The sequence below is a fragment of the Streptococcus sp. KHUD_011 genome, assembly GCF_046352925.1.
Taxonomy (GTDB): Bacteria; Bacillota; Bacilli; order Lactobacillales; family Streptococcaceae; genus Streptococcus.
This window is the reverse complement of record NZ_CP157578.1, coordinates 1,307,025-1,327,193: the sequence shown is the minus strand read 5'-3', so window position 1 is coordinate 1,327,193 and position 20,169 is coordinate 1,307,025. Positions and strand designations below refer to the sequence as shown.

Genomic DNA, 20,169 nt, shown 5'->3' with positions numbered 1-20,169 from the left:
GACAATATGAAACAACTATCTAGTGCACAAGTACGCCAAATGTGGCTTGATTTCTGGGCGACCAAAGGTCACTCTGTAGAACCATCAGTAAGTTTGGTTCCTGTAAATGACCCAACTCTTTTGTGGATCAATTCTGGGGTAGCAACCCTTAAGAAATACTTTGACGGGACCATCATTCCTGAAAATCCGCGTATTACCAATGCCCAAAAGGCTATCCGTACCAACGACATTGAAAACGTAGGGAAGACTGCACGTCACCATACTATGTTTGAAATGTTGGGGAACTTTTCTATCGGGGATTACTTCCGTGATGAGGCCATTACTTGGGCTTATGAGCTTTTGACAAGCCCAGAATGGTTTGATTTCCCAGCGGAAAAACTTTACATGACCTACTATCCAGATGATAAAGATTCATACAACCGCTGGATTGAAGTGGGAGTGGACCCAAGCCACTTAATTCCAATCGAAGATAACTTCTGGGAAATCGGTGCTGGACCTTCTGGACCAGATACAGAAATTTTCTTTGATCGTGGAGAAGCTTTTGACCCAGAAAATATCGGTATTCGCCTGCTTGCAGAAGATATCGAAAACGACCGTTACATTGAAATCTGGAACATCGTTTTGTCACAATTTAATGCAGACCCTGCTGTTCCTCGTAGCGAATACAAGGAATTGCCACACAAGAACATTGATACAGGCGCAGGTTTGGAGCGTTTGGTGGCAGTTATCCAAGGGGCTAAGACAAACTTTGAAACAGACCTCTTCATGCCGATTATTCGTGAAGTGGAGAAATTGTCTGGTAAGGTCTATGATCAAGATGGTGACAACATGAGCTTCAAGGTCATCGCAGACCACATCCGTTCATTGTCATTTGCCATCGGTGATGGTGCCCTTCCAGGAAATGAAGGTCGTGGTTATGTCCTTCGCCGTCTTCTCCGTCGTGCTTCTATGCATGGTCAAAAATTGGGTATCAACGAGCCTTTCCTTTACAAATTGGTTCCAACTGTTGGAAAAATCATGGAAAGCTACTATCCAGAAGTGCTTGAAAAACGTGACTTTATCGAAAAAATCGTTAAGAGCGAGGAAGAGTCATTTGCCCGTACCCTTCACTCAGGTCAACACTTTGCCCAAGGCATCGTAGCAGACTTGAAAGAAAAAGGTCAATCTGTCATTGCGGGTTCTGATGTTTTCAAACTCTATGACACTTATGGATTCCCAGTTGAATTGACAGAAGAAATCGCTGAAGAAGCTGGTATGACTGTAGACCGTGAAGGTTTTGAAGCAGCCATGAAAGAACAGCAAGAACGCGCGCGTGCGTCAGCTGTCAAAGGTGGTTCAATGGGTATGCAAAATGAAACTCTTCAAAACATCACTGTAGAAAGTGTCTTCAACTACAATGCTAGCCAATTGTCTTCTAAATTGGTGGCAATCGTGGCTGACAATGCAGAAGTAGAAGCTGTATCAGAAGGAACTGCCTCACTTATCTTTGCGGAAACGCCATTCTACGCTGAAATGGGTGGACAGGTAGCTGACCACGGACAAATCTTGGATGAGTCAGGTAAGGTCGTGGCTACTGTAACAAATGTTCAAAAAGCTCCAAACGGACAAGCTCTTCACACAGTTGAAGTCCTTGCACCGCTTGCCTTGAATCAAGAATATACCTTGGCAATTGATACAAATCGTCGTCACCGTGTTATGAAAAACCACACTGCGACTCACTTACTTCACGCTGCCCTTCACAATATCCTTGGAAACCACGCAACACAAGCAGGATCTCTTAACGAAGTTGAATTCCTTCGCTTTGACTTTACTCACTTCCAAGCTGTAACTGCTGAAGAATTGCGTGCAATTGAACAGCAAGTCAACGAGAAAATCTGGGAAGCTCTTGAAGTGAAGACAGTTGAAACGGATATTGACACTGCTAAAGAAATGGGAGCCATGGCCCTCTTTGGTGAGAAATACGGCAAAGAAGTCCGTGTTGTGACTATCGGCGACTACTCTATCGAGCTTTGTGGTGGTACCCACGTTGGTAACACTTCTGAGATTGGTCTCTTCAAGATTGTCAAAGAAGAAGGGATCGGATCAGGAACTCGCCGTATCTTGGCAGTGACTGGTAAGGAAGCCTTTGAAGCTTATCGTGAACAAGAAGACGCTCTTAAAGCTGTCGCAGCAACCTTGAAAGCACCTCAAGTCAAGGAAGTGCCTCACAAGGTAGAAGGACTTCAAGAACAACTTCGTCAACTTCAAAAGGAAAATGCTGAGTTGAAAGAAAAAGCCGCAGCTGCAGCTGCAGGCGACATCTTCAAGGATGTGAAGGAAGTCAACGGTCACCGTTACATTGCTAGTCAAGTATCTGTATCTGACGCTGGTGCCCTTCGTACTTTTGCGGATAACTGGAAACAAAAAGACTACTCTGATCTTCTTGTCCTAGTTGCTGCTATCGGTGACAAGGTCAATGTCCTTGTAGCAAGTAAGACAAAAGACCTTCATGCAGGAAACCTTGTCAAAGAATTGGCACCAATCGTCGATGGACGTGGTGGTGGTAAACCAGACATGGCCATGGCAGGAGGAAGCAACCAAGCTAAGATCCAAGAATTGTTGGATGCAGTAGCAGGTAAATTGTAATCAAGTAATACTCTTCGAAAATCTCTTCAAACAATGTCAGCTTCGCCTTGCCGTAGGTATAGGTAACTGACTTCGTCAGTCTTATCTACAACCTCAAAACTGTGTTTTTAGCAACCTGCGACTAGCTTCCTAGTTTGCTCTTTGATTTTCATTGAGTAAAAAGATCTATCCATTTGGATAGGTCTTTTTGTGAATGCAAAAAAGCCAAATCCGTTTGGATCTGGCTTGAATATTATGAGCTATTAAATAGTATTAGCTGCCCAGACACTTACCGAAGCAGCTGAGACTGGAAATTGTCCATAACCTTCCTCATCAATTGTAACTTGACCTTGGTGGTTTTCGAGTAAATCTACAAAGGTTTGGTTAGCCCATTCTTGGCCGACAAACATTGATTTGCTGTTTTCTTGGTCATTTGAAATCAAGACTGCTATTGGGGATTGATTTTCAGCACCTGAACGTACCCAACCGATACAGTTTGCGTCATCAAAGTAGTCTGTTTGTTCTCCATAGGCCAAATCTTTTCGGATGGCTAGGAGGAGGTCAAGGACTTCTTTGAAATCTTGTTGAGCATACTGCCCTGAAATACCATAGTAGTCTCCGTAAAAGACACATGGCAGTCCATTTTGGCGTAACAGAATGAGGGCATAGGCTGCTGGTTTGAACCATTCTTCAACAGTTGACTCAAGGGCTTGTCCTCTTTGAGTATCATGGTTGTCGACAAAGGTTACAGCCTTGTCGGGCTTGAGTTCAACCAAGCTATCCGTGAAAATGCCACGAAGGTCGTAGTTAGAACCAGCTCGGCTAGCATCAAAGAGATTCTGGTGGAGACGAACATCGACTAGGTCAAAGCGTTCTTCCGTTTTTTCAAGATAGTCCAGATTGGCTTCTTTGTCAGGATTCCAGAATTCACCAAAAACATAGAAATCCTCACCGTATTTTTCCTTCATATCACGGATAAAATTGCTCATGAAGAAAGAGTCAATGTGTTTAACGGCATCCAAGCGGAAACCAGCTACACCAGTCGTTTCCATGAACCAGTCAGCCCAGTCATAGATATTTTGGATGACTTCAGGATGTTTAAAGTCTAGGTCGGCATACATGAGGTAGTCGTAGTTACCATTTTCGTTATCGACCAATTCCTCATTTGCCCAACCCTTGTTGTCTCCTTGAATCAGATAAATCCCAGACTTTCGGCGTTTGGCATCATAGTCTGTACCGGTGAAGTGGTACCAGTGCCAGTGGAAGTCATTGTAGGTATCTTGGCGACCATCGAAGGTAAAGCTAGTCCAGCCATTGATGGTGAAGGGTTCACCAAGTTCAACTGTACGGTCTACAGGATCCACTTCAATAACCTGAAAGGCTTCCATGTGATCAGCAGCAGCCTTGTGATTGAGCACCACATCTGCCATAGGTTGAATTCCCTGCGCTTTTAGGGCTTGAATGGCTTGAAGATAGTCTTCTTTAAAACCATACTTGGTGCGGACAGTTCCTTTTTGATTAAACTCGCCTAGGTCGAATAAGTCATAGACCCCATAGCCGACATCTTTTTCATTGGTAGCCTTGAAAGCTGGTGGCATCCAGACGTGGCTGATACCGAGATCAGCTAGGTGTGGAGCATCTTCAGCTAGACGCGTCCAGTGCTGACCGTCGTGGGGCAGATACCATTCAAAGTATTGCATGAGTGTTTGATTTTGCATGATGTTTCCTCTTACTTGTCAATCTTGTTCTTTATTCTATCATAAAGTATCGGTTAGCTCAATCGTTTGCGTAAAACTGAATAATAAGTTTTTGACTATTTTATATAAAATGTTGATTTTTAAAATGAAAGTGCTATCATAATAGTAAAATACATAGATAAAGCTAGGAGTCAAACCATGATTGAATTTCAAAATGTTAGTAAGTTGTATGGTGATAAAGAGGCCTTGAGCAATCTCAATTTGCAGATTGAAAATGGAGAGATTATGGGTCTGATTGGCCATAATGGTGCTGGAAAATCGACCACCATAAAGTCTCTAGTCAGTATCATTTCGCCCAGCAGTGGTCGTATTTTGGTAGACGGTCAGGAGTTATCGGAAAATCGCTTGGCTATTAAACGAAAGATTGGCTACGTAGCAGACTCGCCTGACTTATTCTTGCGCTTAACGGCCAATGAATTTTGGGAATTGATTGCTTCATCCTATGATCTGACTAGCTCTGATTTGGAGTCTAGTCTAGCTAGGCTATTGAGTGTTTTTGATTTTGCTGAAAACCGCTATCAGGTTATTGAAACCCTTTCTCACGGAATGCGTCAGAAAGTCTTTGTCATCGGAGCACTCTTGTCCGATCCCGATATTTGGGTCTTGGACGAACCCTTGACAGGTTTGGATCCCCAGGCTGCCTTTGATTTGAAGCAAATGATGAAGGAGCATGCGCAAAAAGGCAAGACGGTCTTGTTTTCAACTCATGTCCTAGAGGTGGCAGAGCAAGTCTGTGATCGGATTGCCATTTTGAAAAAGGGGCATTTGATTTATTGTGGTAGCGTAGAGGACTTGAGAAAAGACCATCCAGACCAGTCTTTAGAAAGTATCTACCTTAGCCTTGCTGGTAGAAAAGAGGAGATTTCAGATGCGTCTCAAGGTCATTAAAAAATTAGTGGATATCAATATCCTCTATTCATCTCAAGAAGCTAATCTGGCTAACCTACGAAAGAAGCAGGCTAAGAATCCTGGGAAAAAAGTAAATGTTTCCGCTAGAGTCCTAAGTTCTTACATTTTTTCTAGTCTCTTGGTGCTCATCGCTTTTAGTAATATAGCCATTCATTTTCCTTTTGAGGAAAACCCCATTTATTTTAGTGGAATGATTTCTTTTTTACTGCTGCTTGTCTTTTCAACTTCTTTAACAGCTTTTTACAATGTCTTTTATGAGAGTAAGGACTTGGCATCGTATAGGCCCTATGCTTTTAAAGAATCAGAGATTATAATTGCCAAAGGTCTGTCTGTCCTCTTGCCAGCTCTAGCTGGAATTATACCAATCCTAGCTTATTTTCTAGTCCTCTACATTAGGCTAGCCCCTTCTTTTTGGCTGGGTTTGCCTTTGATGCTGCTGTCCTTGGCCTTATTATTTGTCTCTTTGGCTTTAGTGATGATAGTGGCAGTGCATTTCTTGGCTCAAACTGCGCTTTTTAGAAAGTATCAGTCTATTTTTGCGAATGTGATGATTGGGATAGGGGTTCTCATACCTTTAATATTTGTCTTCTTTCTACAGTCGACTTCTGGACGTATTGTTGACAAAGTTAGAGACATTCCATTTCTCCTTTACCCTATTCATCTCTTTTACAAAATAGCAGTGGAGCCTTTTTCGACAGAAGCCATCCTGGGTCTGCTCGCTTGGATAGGACTAACTCTCTTCTTGCTTTACTTGAGTAAAAAGAAGGTTTTTCCTCGTTTTTATGACGTGATTCTGCTTAACAGTGAGGAGAAGGTCAAGAAAGAACGTCGCAGCAAGGAGAGAATTTCAACTACTAAAAAGGGATTTTTCCGCATGGTTTTGCGCTACAACCTCTCTCTCTTGGGACAGGGAACCGGCGTGGTTACAGTGCTTTTTACAAGTGCTTTCCTTCCTTATCTCATGATGATTGGTCTGATTTCCAAAATCCGAGATTCTCAGATAGTTCCAGACATTCATCCTCCATACTGGTTACCCTTGTTTTTTATAGCTCTCTTTATAGCAGTTGTCAATAACAATATCACCAGCCTGCATTCAATTGCCTTGTCTTTAGAGAGGGAAAATTTTGATTTTCTGAAGAGTTTACCCTTTGACTTTGCTCGTTATGTGAAAGTGAAATTTTGGATTATATTTGCTGTCCAGTCCTTTTTACCAATTCTGACTTTACTTGGTTTTTCTCTATATCTAGGCTTGCCCATCCTTTCGATGATTTACCTTCTTGTAGTCTGGACCCTTGCCAGTGTCATCCTTTCTTGTCACCATTATTTTAAGGATGTGAAGAATCTGTCAACCAATTGGAGTAGTATTACTGACCTAGTGAATCGTTCAAATGGTATAGTCAAAATTGTTTTACTCTTAATTTATTGTGGTATCTTGTCGATTTCAGCCCTTGTGAGCATATTCTTGGTTCGGTCTCTATCTACTATCCTTGCCATCAGCTTGGGAGTAGGAGCTCTTATCCTCTTACTTGGTCTTGCTATATTTAGCTATCATTACTACCTGTCACGCATATTAGCAGAAGTAGAAAAAAGATGAGCTAGTTGATCGCTTGCTTGATAAATTCAATTCGACAAACGTTTTTATAGTTTGTTAGAATGTAGTTGTAAATGATTAAGATTGGTAATCAAAAAAATAGGGAGGAATGTTTTGAATAAGAAATATAACATAGTTCTATTTTTGTTGTTTATAGTTTATTTATTTGGATATTTTTCAATTTCAAAAACTTTAATTCCTTTAATGTGTGTGATCCAAGTATTTTTGATAGAAAATATATTTAGAGTTCGAAATAGGATTATGCAGATAGGTGAAATTATAATTATTGTTGCTTCTATAATATTATTTATTGATAGTATATTGAGTTTGTAACAAAAGGCTTTTCTATAAAATCAAACTTTCCAGATACCTGCTGAAGCTGATTTATATCCTCATATTTCTTCTACTATCTTCGTCACTAAATTTGACAGACATATATTGCTGATACAACCTCTCTACCTACAATCTCGCAGTTAACCTGAGGCCAGTTTCCTCTTTGATTTTCGTTGAATTTTATTTGATAAAAAGAAATGCTCCTCCAAGACGGAAGAGCATTTTTTATTGTGATTTTGATTCGGTTTCTGCCGACTCTGGATGGAGTTCTTGGTAACTTGGTGCCTTGAAAAGGTCAGTACTGGTCTTACCTTGTCGTTGGCTAAAGAGACTGGTTGATTGACTACCTTTTTCCTGCTCAATCTTTTGAAGAATTGGTAAAGAATTGAGGTAAGAAATACTTTCTGTATCAACTTTTCCAAGATGATCTGCTTGGTAGAAACGTATCAAATCGCCAGTTTGAATCTGGTCGCTGATTTTCAGCTGTTGGCTGGCTGCCTGCCGAACGATTTCTAGTTCAGTCTGAGCTTGTTCATCAAGATTACTGATTTCAAGACCGCTCTCAGTATAGTAGGTTCGTCCGTCATAACTGGTGTATTTAGGTGTGACGAAGGAATTGGCAGTTCGAAAGGCAACGATTTCTTGATGATCTGGAGACAGAAGGTCTTGGCCGACTTGAAGGAAGGAATTGGACTCAATACCAAGGAGGTGTTCGAGAGTCGGTAAGATATCGATTTGTCCACCGTAGGTATTGATGATTTGTCCTTTTTCATAGCCAGGCATGACCACCATAAAAGGCACTCGTTGCAACATGGCATTGTCGTAATTAGACCAGTTCTCAGAAGTCTTACCAATCAAGGGAGCCAGGTCAGGATTGCGGGAGTTAGAAATTCCATAATGGTCTCCGTAGATGACGATGATGGATTTTTCATAGAGGCCACTTTCTTTGAGATAGTCAAAGAAGGCCTTGATAGCACTATCCAGATAGTTTGCTGTTTGGAAGTAGCCATTGATGGTTTCATCTTTGGTTTTAGCCAGTGGGAAACCAAGCTCATCGCCTGTCAGATTGCTAGCATAGGGATAGTGATTGGATACCGTGATATACTTAGCATAAAAAGGCTGCTGCAAGTGCTCCAGATATTGGATGGAATCTTTCATCATGATTTTATCATTTAAACCATATTGAAAAGAATTGCTACTGTCTTGCTTGGTAAAATAGGAAGCATCAAAGAAGTATTGGTAGCCCCACTGTTTGTAGGTTGTATTTCGATTCCAAAAGGTCCCGATATTACCGTGAAAGACTGCACTTGATTGATAGCCGTTTTTTGATAGGATAAAAGGAGCTGCCTGCTGGGTATTGGTACCTCCATAGTTGACCATAAAGGAACCTTGGTCAAGTCCAAACAAGCCGGTCTCCAGCATGGTTTCCGCATCTGAGGTCTTACCAGCCTTGACTTGGTTAAAGATATTCGAAAAGGCTAGGGTTGATTGCGAATGGTAGAGGGAATTAAGGAAGGGAGTGACTTCATGATCAGTTCCATCTATGTTGAGTTTATAGTCAAGTAGGAACTGCTGAAAACTCTCCAAGTGGAGATAAATCACATTTTTCCCTTTGGCAAGGCCAAAATAGTCTGGATTGGGCTTAGCAGAATGTTCTTGAATATAGTCTGTGATAGGTTGAAGGTCGGTCTCAGAGGCCTTAGCACGTTCTTTGTTGGCGCTATAGGATTGGTTGGCACTATAACCTAAAAAGGCTGGCAAACTAAGGGCACGGACAACATAATAATTAGAAAATCCTCGCGATAGGAGATCGGGACGTTCGATTTCAGCCAAGAAAAGATTAGCAGAAAAGAGCAGGGCTGAGAGAGCTGTGATAGCAACACTGGAGCGGAATTTGAAAGGTCTCCTATCCAACTGGATGAATTTTTTATAGAAAAGGAAAGCCAGCAATGGGAAATCCATAAAATAGATGAAATCCCAAAAGCGCAGTAACTCTAGTTCCGCAGTACCAACAGATACCTTGCTGACCACTTTCATGGTATTGGCCGTGATAAAATCACTAAATTCTCGATAGTAAAAAATATTAGAATAGAGCCAAATGAACAAAAGGCTGTAAATAGCTATACTAAGACTGTAAAAGACCTTGGTTGACCGAGCATAGAGGGCTAGAGCCAGCAGGAGGAGTCCCAAAGGAAGGGGGTTGAAAAAGGCGATAAAGGCAAGATAATTTCCTTGCAGCTTGCCCAATTGAATATCTAAATTAAAGTCAACGGTATAGGCTAATAAGGTTTTGAGCCAATAGAGGATTAAAAGGGTTAGGACAAAACCCAGTCTGGTACCCATGGCTTTTTGGATTTTGTTAAAATTGATTCTCACACAATTACTTCCTAAGTTTTTATTAGTATTAGTATACCATTTTTTAAAACTAGAGTAAAAAAGCAAGGGTAGTTTCTTTTTTGAGAATTGTCACAAAATTTGCTATAATAGGGACTATGAATAGAATAAGAGTCAGCAAAAGGGTTGAAAAGAAGCTCGCTAAAGGGCTAGTTTTACTAGAAGCCAGCGACCTTGAGAATATCAATCTCAAGGATCAGGAAGTAGAAGTTCATAGTCAAGATGGAAACTTTCTTGGGACTGCCTACCTTTCTCAGCAAAACAAGGGCTTGGGCTGGTTTGTCAGCACAGACAAGGTGACCTTTAATCAAGCTTTCTTTGAAACGCTGTTTAGACAAGCTAAAGAAAAGAGAAGTGCCTACTATCAAGATGATTTGACTACTGCCTTTCGTCTCTTTAACCAAGAGGGAGATGGCTTTGGCGGTCTGACAGTGGACCTTTATGGCGACTATGCTGCCTTTTCTTGGTATAACTCTTATGTTTATCAGATTCGCAAGGTTATCTCAGAAGCTTTTAGACAGGTTTTTCCTGAGGTGTTAGGAGCATATGAGAAGATCCGTTTTAAGGGTTTGGACTATGAATCTGCCCATGTTTATGGTCAAGAAGCACCTGACTTTTTCACTGTTTTGGAAAATGGTGTTCTGTATCAAGTCTTTATGAACGATGGCTTGATGACAGGGATTTTCCTAGACCAGCATGAAGTTCGCGGTAGTTTAGTGGATGGATTGGCTATGGGTAAATCCTTGCTCAATATGTTTTCCTACACAGCAGCCTTTTCAGTGGCTGCGGCCATGGGAGGAGCAAGCCAGACTACTTCGGTTGACCTAGCTAAACGTTCACGAGAATTGTCTCAAGCGCATTTTCAGGCTAATGGAATCAGCACAGACTACCATCGTTTTATAGTTATGGATGTTTTTGAGTATTTCAAGTATGCCAAGCGAAAAGGCTTGACCTATGATTTGATTGTCCTAGATCCGCCTAGCTTTGCTCGGAACAAAAAACAAACATTTTCTGTGGCTAAGAATTATCATAAGTTGATATCCCAAAGTCTTGAGATTTTAAATCCGGGCGGTATTATTATTGCCAGTACCAATGCTGCCAATGTATCCCGCCAGAAATTTACAGAACAAATTGATAAAGGCTTTGCAGGAAGAAGTTACCAGATTTTAAATAAATACGGTCTTCCAGCAGATTTTGCCTATAATAAAAAAGATGAAAGTAGTAATTACCTCAAGGTGATTAGTATGAAGGTTAGTAAATGAAATTAATTGTTTCAGTAATGCCAAGAAGTTTAGAGGAGGCCCAGGCTCTGGATGCCACGAGGTACCTGGATGCCGACATCATTGAATGGCGTGCCGACTATCTGCCTAAGGAAGCGATTTTGCAGGTGGCTCCAGCGATTTTTGAAAAATTCGCAGGTCGTGAGTTGGTTTTCACATTGCGAACTCGCTCTGAAGGGGGAGAAATCGACCTTTCTCCAGAAGAATATATCCATCTCATCAAGGAAGTGGCGCAACTCTATCAGCCAGATTATATTGATTTTGAGTACTATAGCTACAAGGATGTTTTTGAGGAAATGCTGGACTTCCCAAATCTCGTTTTGAGTTACCATAATTTCCAAGAAACACCTGAAAATATGATGGAAATCTTGTCAGAGTTGACGAGCCTAAATCCAAAACTTGTCAAGATTGCAGTGATGGCTCACACGGAGCAGGATGTCTTAGACCTGATGAACTATACACGAGGCTTTAAAACCCTCAATCCTGAGCAGGAATATGTAACTATTTCTATGGGTAAGGTGGGCAAGGTCTCTCGTATCACTGCAGATGTGACTGGTTCTAGCTGGTCCTTTGCTAGTCTAGATGAGGCAAGTGCCCCAGGTCAGATTTCCCTAGCTAATATGAAAAAAATTCGGGAGATTTTGGATGAAGCTTGATGGCTATACACGTTTAGCTGCCGTTGTTGCCAATCCTATTAAGCATTCTATTTCCCCATTTATTCACAATAGCGCCTTTGAGGCGACAGCTACCAATGGTGCTTACGTGGCTTGGGAGATTGAAGCGGGTGACTTGGCAGAAACAGTGGCCAATATTCGTCGCTACCAGATGTTTGGCATCAACTTGTCCATGCCCTATAAGGAGCAGGTGATTTCTTATTTGGATGAATTGAGTGACGAAGCGCGCTTGATTGGTGCGGTCAATACGGTTGTCAATGAGAATGGCAATTTAATTGGATATAATACAGATGGCAAGGGATTTTTTAAGAGCTTGCCTTCTTTTACAATTACAGGTAAAAAGATGACTCTGCTGGGTGCTGGTGGTGCGGCCAAGTCCATTCTGGCACAAGCTATTTTGGATGGCGTTAGCCAGATTTCGGTTTTTGTTCGTTCGATTTCAAGGGAAAAAACAAGACCTTACCTAGACAAGTTACAGGAGCAGACAGGCTTTAAGGTGGACTTGTATGCTTTAGAAGATGTTTCTGAACTGCAAGCAAGGATTGCTGAGTCGGATTTACTGGTCAATGCCACCAGTGTGGGCATGGATGGTCAATCATCTCCAGTTCCTGAAAGCATAGTCTTACCAGAAACTCTCTTAGTAGCAGATATCATTTACCAACCCTTTGAAACACCATTTTTGAAATGGGCTAGAAGTCAGGGTAATCCAGCGGTCAATGGTCTGGGAATGTTGCTCTATCAAGCTGCAGAAGCTTTTCAACTGTGGACAGGAAAGGAAATGCCAACAGAAGAGATTTGGCAGTCTTTAACAGAAAAATACCAATAAAGAAAGGGAGATTCTCCTATGAAAATCAGAATCGATATTCCTCATCATTCTTATGATATTCAAATTGAAAAAGGCTGTCTGGCTCAGGCTGGTCAATGGTTGCGAGAACTTTGGCAACCACAAAAAGTGGTTATCGTAACAGACAATCATGTAGCCTCTCTCTATGCGGAGAAGGTCAAACTCAGCCTCGAAGATGCTGGTTTTCAGGTAGCCGTTTTTGATTTTTTAGAAGGGGAAGAAAGAAAGAATTTAACCACTGTTCAGAAAGTCTATGAATTTCTAGTCAAGCAAGGTTTGACTCGTAGCGATGGAATCGTGGCTCTAGGTGGTGGTGTCGTTGGGGACCTGGCTGGTTTCATAGCCTCTACCTATATGCGAGGCATTCACTTTGTTCAGATTCCGACTAGTTTGACTGCCCAGGTTGATTCTTCTATCGGTGGAAAGACGGGGGTCAATACTCCTTTTGCTAAGAATATGGTGGGTACCTTTGCCCAACCAGATGGGGTTCTGATTGACCCGCTTGTCCTTGAAACACTCGGGAAAAGAGAGTTGATTGAAGGGATGGGTGAGGTTATCAAGTATGGCTTGATTGAGGATCCAGAACTGTGGGCTCTCTTAACGGAGCTAGATGGTTCTGTAGAGAGCATTCTGGAACATGCAGAGACTTTGATTGAACATTCTTGTCAGGTGAAGCGCAAGATGGTGGTTGAGGATGAGTTGGATAATGGTGTTCGCCTTTACCTCAATTTTGGTCACACCATTGGTCATGCTATTGAAGCGACTGCTGGTTATGGCAAGGTCATGCATGGTGAGGCTGTGGCTATGGGTATGGTACAGATTTCCAAGGTTGCTGAGGGAAAAGGACTCATGCCAGAAGGAATAACCCAGTCCATCAAAGAGATGTGCCAGAAATTTGGTTTGCCTGTTGACTATGAAAAATGGGATGTTGACAAGCTTTATCAGGCTTTGACTCATGACAAGAAGGCGCGTGGCAACACCTTGAAATTGGTCTTGGTGCCAGAGCTTGGTTCAGCGACCATTCACCCAGTTTCTCTGGAAGAGATGAAAGACTACTTGGTAAAATAAGGAGAACGTATGAGATATTTAACTGCAGGAGAATCACACGGTCCTCGTTTGACGGCTATCGTTGAAGGAATTCCAGCTGGACTTCCTTTGAAAGCAGAGGATATTAATGGAGACCTTAAACGCCGTCAGGGTGGCTACGGTCGTGGTGGCCGTATGAAGATTGAGAGTGACCAGGTTGTCTTTACTTCGGGCGTTCGTCACGGGAAGACGACAGGGGCTCCCATTACCATGGATGTCATCAATAAGGATCACCAAAAATGGTTGGATATCATGTCTGCGGAGGACATTGAAGACCGCCTTAAAAGCAAACGAAAAATCACCCATCCTCGTCCAGGTCACGCCGACTTGGTAGGTGGAATTAAGTATCGTTTTGATGATTTGCGAAATTCTTTGGAGCGTTCATCTGCCCGTGAAACCACCATGCGGGTGGCCGTTGGAGCTGTAGCCAAACGCCTCTTGGCTGAGCTGGATATGGAAATTGCCAACCATGTCGTGGTCTTTGGTGGCAAGGAAATCGATGTTCCTGAAAATCTAACAGTGGCTGAGATTAAGGAAAGAGCTGCCCAGTCTGAAGTTTCTATTGTCAACCAAGAACGGGAACAGGAAATCAAGGATTATATTGACCAAATCAAACGTGACGGTGATACCATTGGTGGAGTTGTCGAGACAGTCGTTGGAGGTGTTCCAGTTGGTCTTGGTTCCTATGTTCAATGGGACAGAAAATTGGATGCGCGATTGGCCCAGGCAGTTGTCTCTATCAATGCCTTTAAAGGGGTAGAATTTGGTCTTGGCTTTGAAGCTGGTTATCGTAAAGGCAGCCAAGTCATGGATGAAATTCTCTGGTCTAAAGAAGACGGTTATACTCGCAGTACCAACAATCTGGGCGGCTTTGAAGGTGGTATGACCAATGGGCAACCCATCGTTGTTCGAGGCGTCATGAAACCTATTCCTACTCTTTATAAGCCTCTTATGAGTGTGGATATCGAAACCCACGAACCCTACAAGGCAACAGTCGAAAGAAGTGATCCGACCGCTCTTCCAGCTGCAGGTGTAGTTATGGAAGCCGTTGTGGCAACGGTTCTGGCACAAGAAATCCTCGAAAAATTCTCATCAGACAATCTAGAGGAATTAAAAGAAGCGGTAGCCCAACACCGAGACTATACAAAGAACTATTAAGGAGTTCCTATGGCAAAAACAGTCTATATCGCAGGTCTTGGTCTGATTGGTGCCTCTATGGCACTTGGTATCAAACGCGATCATCCAGATTATGAAATTTTAGGCTATAATCGCAGTCAAGCTTCGAGAGATATCGCCTTGAAAGAAGGCATGATTGACCGTGCAACAGATGATTTTGCCGGTTTTGCTCCTCTGGCAGATATCATCATTCTAAGCTTGCCAATCAAGCAAACTATTGCTTTCATTAAGGAGTTGGCCGACTTGGACTTGAAAGAAGGCGTCATTATTTCAGATGCCGGTTCGACCAAGTCAGCCATTGTGGATGCAGCGGAGCAATATTTGGCTGGCAAACCTGTTCGCTTTATCGGGGCCCATCCTATGGCTGGTAGTCACAAGACAGGGGCTGCTTCTGCTGATGTCAATCTCTTTGAAAATGCCTATTATATCTTCACGCCTTCTAGCTTGACAAGTCATGATACGCTTGAGGAAATGAAGAACTTGCTTTCAGGTCTTCATGCTCGTTTTATCGAGATTGATGCTAAGGAGCATGATCGGGTGACTTCTCAGATTAGCCATTTTCCTCATATCTTGGCATCAGGTCTCATGGAGCAAACAGCAGTCTATGCTCAAGAACATGAGATGGCAAGGCGCTTTGCGGCAGGTGGTTTTCGAGATATGACCCGAATTGCGGAAAGCGAGCCGGGTATGTGGACCTCCATTCTCTTGTCCAATCGTGAAACTATTCTGGATCGAATTGCGGATTTCAAAGAGCGTTTGGATGAGGTTGGTCAGGCCATCAGCAAGGGAGATGAGGAGCAAATCTGGAATTTTTTCAATCAAGCGCGTGAGCAACGTCAGGCTATGGAAATCCATAAGCGTGGTGGCGTGGACAGCTCTTATGACCTTTATGTCGATGTTCCCGATGAAGAAGATGTCATCTTGAGGATTTTGGAATTGCTACGAGGAACTTCCTTGGTCAATATTCATATCAACGAGGAAAACCGTGAGGATATTCACGGGATCTTACAAATTTCATTTAAAAATGCTCAAGATTTAGAACGAGCCGTGCATCTTATAACAGAAAACACCGACTATACAGTCGTCATTAAATAAGGAGAAAATCATGTCAAATATTTACGATAGTGCAAATGAACTCAGTCGCGGTCTACGCGCATTACCAGAATACAAGGCTGTCAAAGCAGCTAAAGATGCTATTTCAGCAGATGCTGAGGCAAGCAAAATCTTTACAGAATATGTTGCCTTCCAAGATGAAATTCAAAGACTAGCCCAGACAGGTCAAATGCCAGATGCTTCATTCCAAGCAAAAATGGAAGGCTTTGGTAAACAGATTCAAGGAAATAGCCTCTTGTCAGAATTCTTTACCAAGCAACAACAATTGGCAATTTACCTTTCTGACATTGAAAAAATTGTTTTCGAACCAGTTTCAGAATTGCTAAAATAAGAAAATAACTATCATAAAGTCAGAAATTTTTAAGGAATTTCTGGCTTTTTATGATAAAATAGGTAAAAGTATTGCAAGTATGAGGTCCAGTATGAAACTAAAAACAAACATTAGCCACTTACATGGCAGTATCCGAGTTCCAGGTGACAAGTCTATCAGCCACCGTTCTATTATATTTGGAAGTTTGGCTGAGGGTGAGACCAAGGTTTATGATATTCTTCGTGGCGAGGACGTGCTCTCAACTATTCAAGTCTTTCGTGATCTTGGTGTTGAGATTGAGGATAAAGATGGGGTTATTACTATTCAAGGTGTAGGTATGGATGGTTTAAAAGCTCCGCAAAATGCCCTTGATATGGGAAATTCTGGAACCTCGATTCGCCTGATTTCAGGTGTCCTTGCTGGTGCAGACTTTGAAGTAGAAATGTTTGGAGATGACAGTCTTTCCAAACGTCCTATGGACCGTGTGACTATTCCATTGAAAAAAATGGGTGTCAGTATTTCAGGACAAACTGAGCGAGACCTGCCTCCTCTTCAATTAAAAGGGACAAAAAACCTAGCACCTATTCATTATGAGTTGCCAATTGCCTCTGCCCAAGTCAAATCAGCCTTGATGTTTGCAGCCTTGCAGGCTCAGGGGGAGTCTGTTATTATCGAAAAAGAGTGTACCCGTAACCATACTGAAGATATGTTGCTACAATTTGGTGGTCATTTAAGTGTGGATGGCAAGAAAATCACAGTCCAAGGACCACAAAAACTGACTGGACAAAAGGTGGTTGTTCCAGGAGATATTTCCAGTGCAGCCTTTTGGTTGGTCGCCGGTTTGATTATTCCAAACTCTCGTCTAGTGCTGCAGAATGTGGGTATCAACGAAACGCGTACCGGTATCATTGATGTCATTCGTGCCATGGGTGGAAAACTAGAAGTAACTGAAATTGACCCAGTCTCTAAATCTGCTACCTTGATTGTCGAGTCTTCTGACTTGAAAGGAACAGAGATTGGTGGCGCTTTGATTCCACGCTTGATTGATGAATTGCCAGTTATCGCTCTACTTGCGACCCAAGCTCAAGGTGTAACAGTTATTAAGGATGCTGAGGAACTCAAGGTCAAGGAAACAGACCGCATTCAGGTTGTGGCAGACGCTTTAAATAGCATGGGTGCGAATATTACTCCTACAGCAGATGGAATGATTATCAAAGGAAAATCAGCCCTTCACGGTGCAAGAGTCAATACTTTTGGAGACCACCGTATCGGCATGATGACAGCTATCGCAGCTCTCTTGGTTGCAGATGGAGAAGTGGAGCTTGACCGTGCTGAAGCCATCAATACCAGCTATCCTAGCTTCTTTGATGATTTGGAGAGCTTGATTCATGGCTAAGGTATTACTAGGATTTATGGGGGCTGGTAAATCCACAATTGCTAGAGGATTGGACCCTAATTACCTTGATATGGATGCTCTGATTGAGAAACGCTTAGGTATGTCCATTGCGGAATTTTTCGCTGAAAAGGGAGAATCAGCCTTTCGTCAGATAGAGTCTGAAGTCCTAGCTGAGTTACTAAAAACGGACCAAGTTGTGTCAACTGGTGGGGGCGTGGTCATTTCTAAGCGAAATCGTGACTTACTCAAGACAAATTTTGATAACATCTACCTGAAAGCTGATTTTGAAACGCTTTATCAACGTATCGCAGCTGATAAGGACAATCAGCGTCCGCTTTTTCTAAATAATAGCAAGGAAGAACTTGCAGCTATTTTTCAAGAAAGACAGGCTTGGTATGAGGAAGTGGCTAGTCGGGTTTTGGATGTGACCGAGTTAAGCCCAGAGGAAATTATAGAGGAACTGAGATGAAAATTGCTTATCTAGGTCCCAAGGGATCATTTTCACACCACGTTGTGCAGACAGCTTTTCCTCAGGAGGAATTGCAGGCTTTCGCCAATATTACGGATGTCATCAAGGCCTATGAGCAAGGCTTGGTGGACTATTCTGTGGTGCCAGTTGAAAATTCTATCGAGGGTAGTGTTCATGAAACTTTGGACTATCTTTTTCATCAGGCTCGCATCCAAGCAGTAGCAGAAATCGTTCAGCCTATTCATCAGCAGTTGATGGTGGTTCCAGGCCATACTAAGATTGAAAAGATTTTTTCTCATCCACAGGCCTTAGCTCAAGGAAAGAAATTCATCGATGAACAATATCCAGAGGCTCAAATCGAGGTAACAGCTAGTACAGCTTATGCGGCCCGTTTTATTTCCGAACATCCAGACCAGCCCTTTGCAGCCATTGCACCAAGAAGTTCTGCCGAAGAATATGGCTTGGAACTGATTGCCGAGGATATTCAGGAAATGGAAGCCAATTTCACACGTTTCTGGGTTTTGGGAGCTGAAGGTGCAGCCATTCCCTTACAAGCACAAACTGAGAAAATGACTTTGGCATTGACCTTACCTGACAACCTTCCCGGTGCACTTTATAAGGCCCTGTCGACCTTTGCTTGGCGGGGAATTGACCTGACAAAAATTGAAAGTCGTCCCCTCAAGACAGCACTGGGTGAATACTTTTTCATTATCGATGTGGACTATGCTGATAAGGACTTGGTCCACTTTGCCCAAAAAGAATTAGAAGCGATTGGAATCCAGTATAAAGTACTGGGTGCCTATCCTATTTATCCAATATCAGACCATGGAAAGGAGAGAAGATGAGTAAAGAAAATCCCTTAAGCCATCACGAGCAGTTGCGCTATGACTATCTCTTTAAGAATATTCATTATCTCAATGAGCGAGAGAAAAAAGAGTTTGCTTACTTGCAAGACAAATTAAATAGGGAAAGTAGTGATACTCCCTCAGAAAGTCAGGAATTGGCAGAGGATTATAGAAAGACAAGTGCTAATACTTCGATTCCTTCTTATAATAGCCGTAGTCGTTCTGAGAGATACCAGAAAATCAATTCTCTTCCAAAGGTTAAGTCCAAAAAACGTAAGATTCGTTGGGGGCGCATTTTTGCAGGATTGCTTGCCCTTCTAGCCTGTGTCGGTTTTGGCATGATTTTTATGTTCCTAAAAGGCTATTCAAATGCGGATCCAACCAAACCTGCCAATGCTAAGGCAGCTCAAGTAGAAGTTTTTCATGGTCAAGATACCAAGGATGGGGTCAATATTTTGATTATGGGGACGGATGGACGGATTGGCCAAAATAGTGCTGAGACGAGAACGGACTCGATTATGGTACTAAATGTTGGTGGCTCAGATAAGAAAATTAAGCTGGTCAGCTTCATGCGTGACAATTTGGTTTATATAGATGGTTACAGCCAAGTCATTAATGGTAGAAAGCAGTCAGATAATAAGTTGAATGTGGCCTATGAACTAGGTGAACAGGAAGGACAAAAAGGTGCAGAAATGGTCCGGAAAGTCCTAAAAGACAATTTTGACTTGGATATTAAGTATTATGCCTTGGTTGATTTCCAGGCCTTCGCAACCGCTATTGACACTCTATTTCCTGATGGTGTGACGATTGATGCCAAATTCTCAACTTTGGAAGGCCTACCTTTAACCGAAGCTACGGTGGGAGATGACTTGCATGCTACGGAAACAGAGTCACCAACCCAGACTATCAAAGTTGGGAAACAGCAGATGAACGGTTCAACCTTGCTCAATTATGCACGTTTTCGTGATGATGACGAAGGTGATTATGGTCGTACCAAGAGACAACAGCAAGTTTTGACAGCTGTTCTACAGCAACTCAAGGATCCAACCAAACTCTTTACTGGATCAGAAGCACTTGGTAAGGTCTTTGGGATGATCTCTACGAATGTTCCTTATAGTTTCTTATTGACCAATGGTTTATCCTTCCTAGATGGAGCGCAAAATGGTATTGAGAGATTAACAGTTCCAGAACTAGGTGATTGGGTCGATGCCTATGATGTTTATGGAGGACAGGCACTCTTAGTAGACCAAAATAAATATCAAACCAAGCTATCTCAAATGGGAATGAGATAAGATAGAAAAATCAAAGTTTGAAGGCTATTTATCTAGCAGTCAGGCTTTGATTTTTTACAGTCTGCAATAGATTTTCATCCCTTATTTGTGGTATAA

Annotated in this window: 16 protein-coding genes; 14 read left to right on the top strand and 2 right to left on the bottom strand. The window is 42.3% G+C overall.

What is annotated here, in order from left to right:
• The first annotated feature begins 6 nt into the window (after positions 1 to 6).
• Positions 7 to 2,625, top strand: a complete 2,619-nt coding sequence (gene alaS, locus ABKJ27_RS06145; protein WP_261028925.1) for an alanine--tRNA ligase — start codon at positions 7 to 9, stop codon at positions 2,623 to 2,625.
• Between the two features lie 242 nt (positions 2,626 to 2,867).
• Here alaS and ABKJ27_RS06140 read toward each other — a convergent pair whose 3' ends face one another.
• A complete protein-coding gene (locus tag ABKJ27_RS06140; protein ID WP_410011529.1) occupies positions 2,868 to 4,322 on the bottom strand; it encodes an alpha-amylase in 1,455 nt (484 codons plus the stop codon).
• A 177-nt stretch (positions 4,323 to 4,499) separates the two neighbouring features.
• Between ABKJ27_RS06140 and ABKJ27_RS06135 the strand changes: the two genes are divergently transcribed.
• Both ABKJ27_RS06135 and ABKJ27_RS06130 read left to right on the top strand, forming a co-directional pair.
• Positions 4,500 to 5,249: an ABC transporter ATP-binding protein gene (locus tag ABKJ27_RS06135; protein ID WP_410011528.1), complete on the top strand. Its 750-nt coding sequence runs from the start codon at positions 4,500 to 4,502 to the stop codon at positions 5,247 to 5,249.
• Positions 5,230 to 6,864, top strand: coding sequence for a hypothetical protein (locus ABKJ27_RS06130; RefSeq protein ID WP_410011527.1), 1,635 nt, complete (start codon positions 5,230 to 5,232; stop codon positions 6,862 to 6,864). Before ABKJ27_RS06135 ends, ABKJ27_RS06130 begins: the two co-directional genes overlap by 20 nt.
• A gap of 555 nt (positions 6,865 to 7,419) precedes the next feature.
• On the opposite strand, the gene ABKJ27_RS06125 is transcribed toward ABKJ27_RS06130, so the two are convergent.
• Positions 7,420 to 9,537, bottom strand: a complete 2,118-nt coding sequence (locus ABKJ27_RS06125; RefSeq protein ID WP_410012140.1) for an LTA synthase family protein — start codon at positions 9,535 to 9,537, stop codon at positions 7,420 to 7,422.
• A gap of 149 nt (positions 9,538 to 9,686) precedes the next feature.
• On the opposite strand from ABKJ27_RS06125, the gene ABKJ27_RS06120 reads away from it, so the two are divergent.
• The 11 genes from ABKJ27_RS06120 (at position 9,687) to ABKJ27_RS06070 (ending at position 20,073) form a co-directional block, all read left to right on the top strand.
• A complete protein-coding gene (locus ABKJ27_RS06120) occupies positions 9,687 to 10,850 on the top strand; it encodes a class I SAM-dependent rRNA methyltransferase (RefSeq protein ID WP_290115668.1) in 1,164 nt (387 codons plus the stop codon).
• A complete protein-coding gene (gene aroD / locus ABKJ27_RS06115) occupies positions 10,847 to 11,524 on the top strand; it encodes a type I 3-dehydroquinate dehydratase (protein WP_084925808.1) in 678 nt (225 codons plus the stop codon). Before ABKJ27_RS06120 ends, aroD begins: the two co-directional genes overlap by 4 nt.
• The gene (locus tag ABKJ27_RS06110) at positions 11,514 to 12,368 is read left to right on the top strand and encodes a shikimate dehydrogenase (protein ID WP_410011526.1); all 855 of its coding nucleotides are present in this window, start codon (positions 11,514 to 11,516) and stop codon (positions 12,366 to 12,368) included. The genes aroD and ABKJ27_RS06110 overlap by 11 nt, the downstream gene beginning before the upstream one ends.
• Before the next feature lie 18 nt (positions 12,369 to 12,386).
• Positions 12,387 to 13,454, top strand: a complete 1,068-nt coding sequence (gene aroB / locus ABKJ27_RS06105; RefSeq protein WP_410011525.1) for a 3-dehydroquinate synthase — start codon at positions 12,387 to 12,389, stop codon at positions 13,452 to 13,454.
• A gap of 9 nt (positions 13,455 to 13,463) precedes the next feature.
• Positions 13,464 to 14,630 (top strand): chorismate synthase, encoded by a 1,167-nt coding sequence (gene aroC, locus ABKJ27_RS06100; protein ID WP_314498864.1) that lies wholly within the window; start codon positions 13,464 to 13,466, stop codon positions 14,628 to 14,630.
• Between the two features lie 9 nt (positions 14,631 to 14,639).
• Complete coding sequence (locus tag ABKJ27_RS06095) at positions 14,640 to 15,743, top strand: prephenate dehydrogenase (protein WP_410011524.1); 1,104 nt, start codon at positions 14,640 to 14,642, stop codon at positions 15,741 to 15,743.
• Between the two features lie 10 nt (positions 15,744 to 15,753).
• Positions 15,754 to 16,092, top strand: a complete 339-nt coding sequence (locus ABKJ27_RS06090) for a YlbF/YmcA family competence regulator (RefSeq protein ID WP_261047227.1) — start codon at positions 15,754 to 15,756, stop codon at positions 16,090 to 16,092.
• 91 nt (positions 16,093 to 16,183) lie between these two features.
• Complete coding sequence (gene aroA / locus ABKJ27_RS06085; protein ID WP_410011523.1) at positions 16,184 to 17,467, top strand: 3-phosphoshikimate 1-carboxyvinyltransferase; 1,284 nt, start codon at positions 16,184 to 16,186, stop codon at positions 17,465 to 17,467.
• Complete coding sequence (locus ABKJ27_RS06080; protein WP_237446971.1) at positions 17,460 to 17,936, top strand: shikimate kinase; 477 nt, start codon at positions 17,460 to 17,462, stop codon at positions 17,934 to 17,936. Before aroA ends, ABKJ27_RS06080 begins: the two co-directional genes overlap by 8 nt.
• Positions 17,933 to 18,781 carry a prephenate dehydratase gene (gene pheA, locus ABKJ27_RS06075; protein ID WP_237446970.1) on the top strand — a complete coding sequence of 283 codons (849 nt, stop codon included), beginning with the start codon at positions 17,933 to 17,935 and terminating at the stop codon, positions 18,779 to 18,781. Before ABKJ27_RS06080 ends, pheA begins: the two co-directional genes overlap by 4 nt.
• The gene (locus tag ABKJ27_RS06070) at positions 18,778 to 20,073 is read left to right on the top strand and encodes an LCP family protein (RefSeq protein WP_410011522.1); all 1,296 of its coding nucleotides are present in this window, start codon (positions 18,778 to 18,780) and stop codon (positions 20,071 to 20,073) included. The genes pheA and ABKJ27_RS06070 overlap by 4 nt, the downstream gene beginning before the upstream one ends.
• Positions 20,074 to 20,169 lie beyond the last annotated feature (96 nt).

What these genes read in the sequence shown, in the direction of transcription:
- alaS (WP_261028925.1), top strand. Translation starts at nt 7, where the DNA reads ATGAAACAACTATCTAGTGCACAAGTACGCCAAATGTGGCTTGATTTC.
- ABKJ27_RS06140 (WP_410011529.1), bottom strand. Translation starts at nt 4,322, where the DNA reads ATGCAAAATCAAACACTCATGCAATACTTTGAATGGTATCTGCCCCAC.
- ABKJ27_RS06135 (WP_410011528.1), top strand. Translation starts at nt 4,500, where the DNA reads ATGATTGAATTTCAAAATGTTAGTAAGTTGTATGGTGATAAAGAGGCC.
- ABKJ27_RS06130 (WP_410011527.1), top strand. Translation starts at nt 5,230, where the DNA reads ATGCGTCTCAAGGTCATTAAAAAATTAGTGGATATCAATATCCTCTAT.
- ABKJ27_RS06125 (WP_410012140.1), bottom strand. Translation starts at nt 9,537, where the DNA reads ATGGGTACCAGACTGGGTTTTGTCCTAACCCTTTTAATCCTCTATTGG.
- ABKJ27_RS06120 (WP_290115668.1), top strand. Translation starts at nt 9,687, where the DNA reads ATGAATAGAATAAGAGTCAGCAAAAGGGTTGAAAAGAAGCTCGCTAAA.
- aroD (WP_084925808.1), top strand. Translation starts at nt 10,847, where the DNA reads ATGAAATTAATTGTTTCAGTAATGCCAAGAAGTTTAGAGGAGGCCCAG.
- ABKJ27_RS06110 (WP_410011526.1), top strand. Translation starts at nt 11,514, where the DNA reads ATGAAGCTTGATGGCTATACACGTTTAGCTGCCGTTGTTGCCAATCCT.
- aroB (WP_410011525.1), top strand. Translation starts at nt 12,387, where the DNA reads ATGAAAATCAGAATCGATATTCCTCATCATTCTTATGATATTCAAATT.
- aroC (WP_314498864.1), top strand. Translation starts at nt 13,464, where the DNA reads ATGAGATATTTAACTGCAGGAGAATCACACGGTCCTCGTTTGACGGCT.
- ABKJ27_RS06095 (WP_410011524.1), top strand. Translation starts at nt 14,640, where the DNA reads ATGGCAAAAACAGTCTATATCGCAGGTCTTGGTCTGATTGGTGCCTCT.
- ABKJ27_RS06090 (WP_261047227.1), top strand. Translation starts at nt 15,754, where the DNA reads ATGTCAAATATTTACGATAGTGCAAATGAACTCAGTCGCGGTCTACGC.
- aroA (WP_410011523.1), top strand. Translation starts at nt 16,184, where the DNA reads ATGAAACTAAAAACAAACATTAGCCACTTACATGGCAGTATCCGAGTT.
- ABKJ27_RS06080 (WP_237446971.1), top strand. Translation starts at nt 17,460, where the DNA reads ATGGCTAAGGTATTACTAGGATTTATGGGGGCTGGTAAATCCACAATT.
- pheA (WP_237446970.1), top strand. Translation starts at nt 17,933, where the DNA reads ATGAAAATTGCTTATCTAGGTCCCAAGGGATCATTTTCACACCACGTT.
- ABKJ27_RS06070 (WP_410011522.1), top strand. Translation starts at nt 18,778, where the DNA reads ATGAGTAAAGAAAATCCCTTAAGCCATCACGAGCAGTTGCGCTATGAC.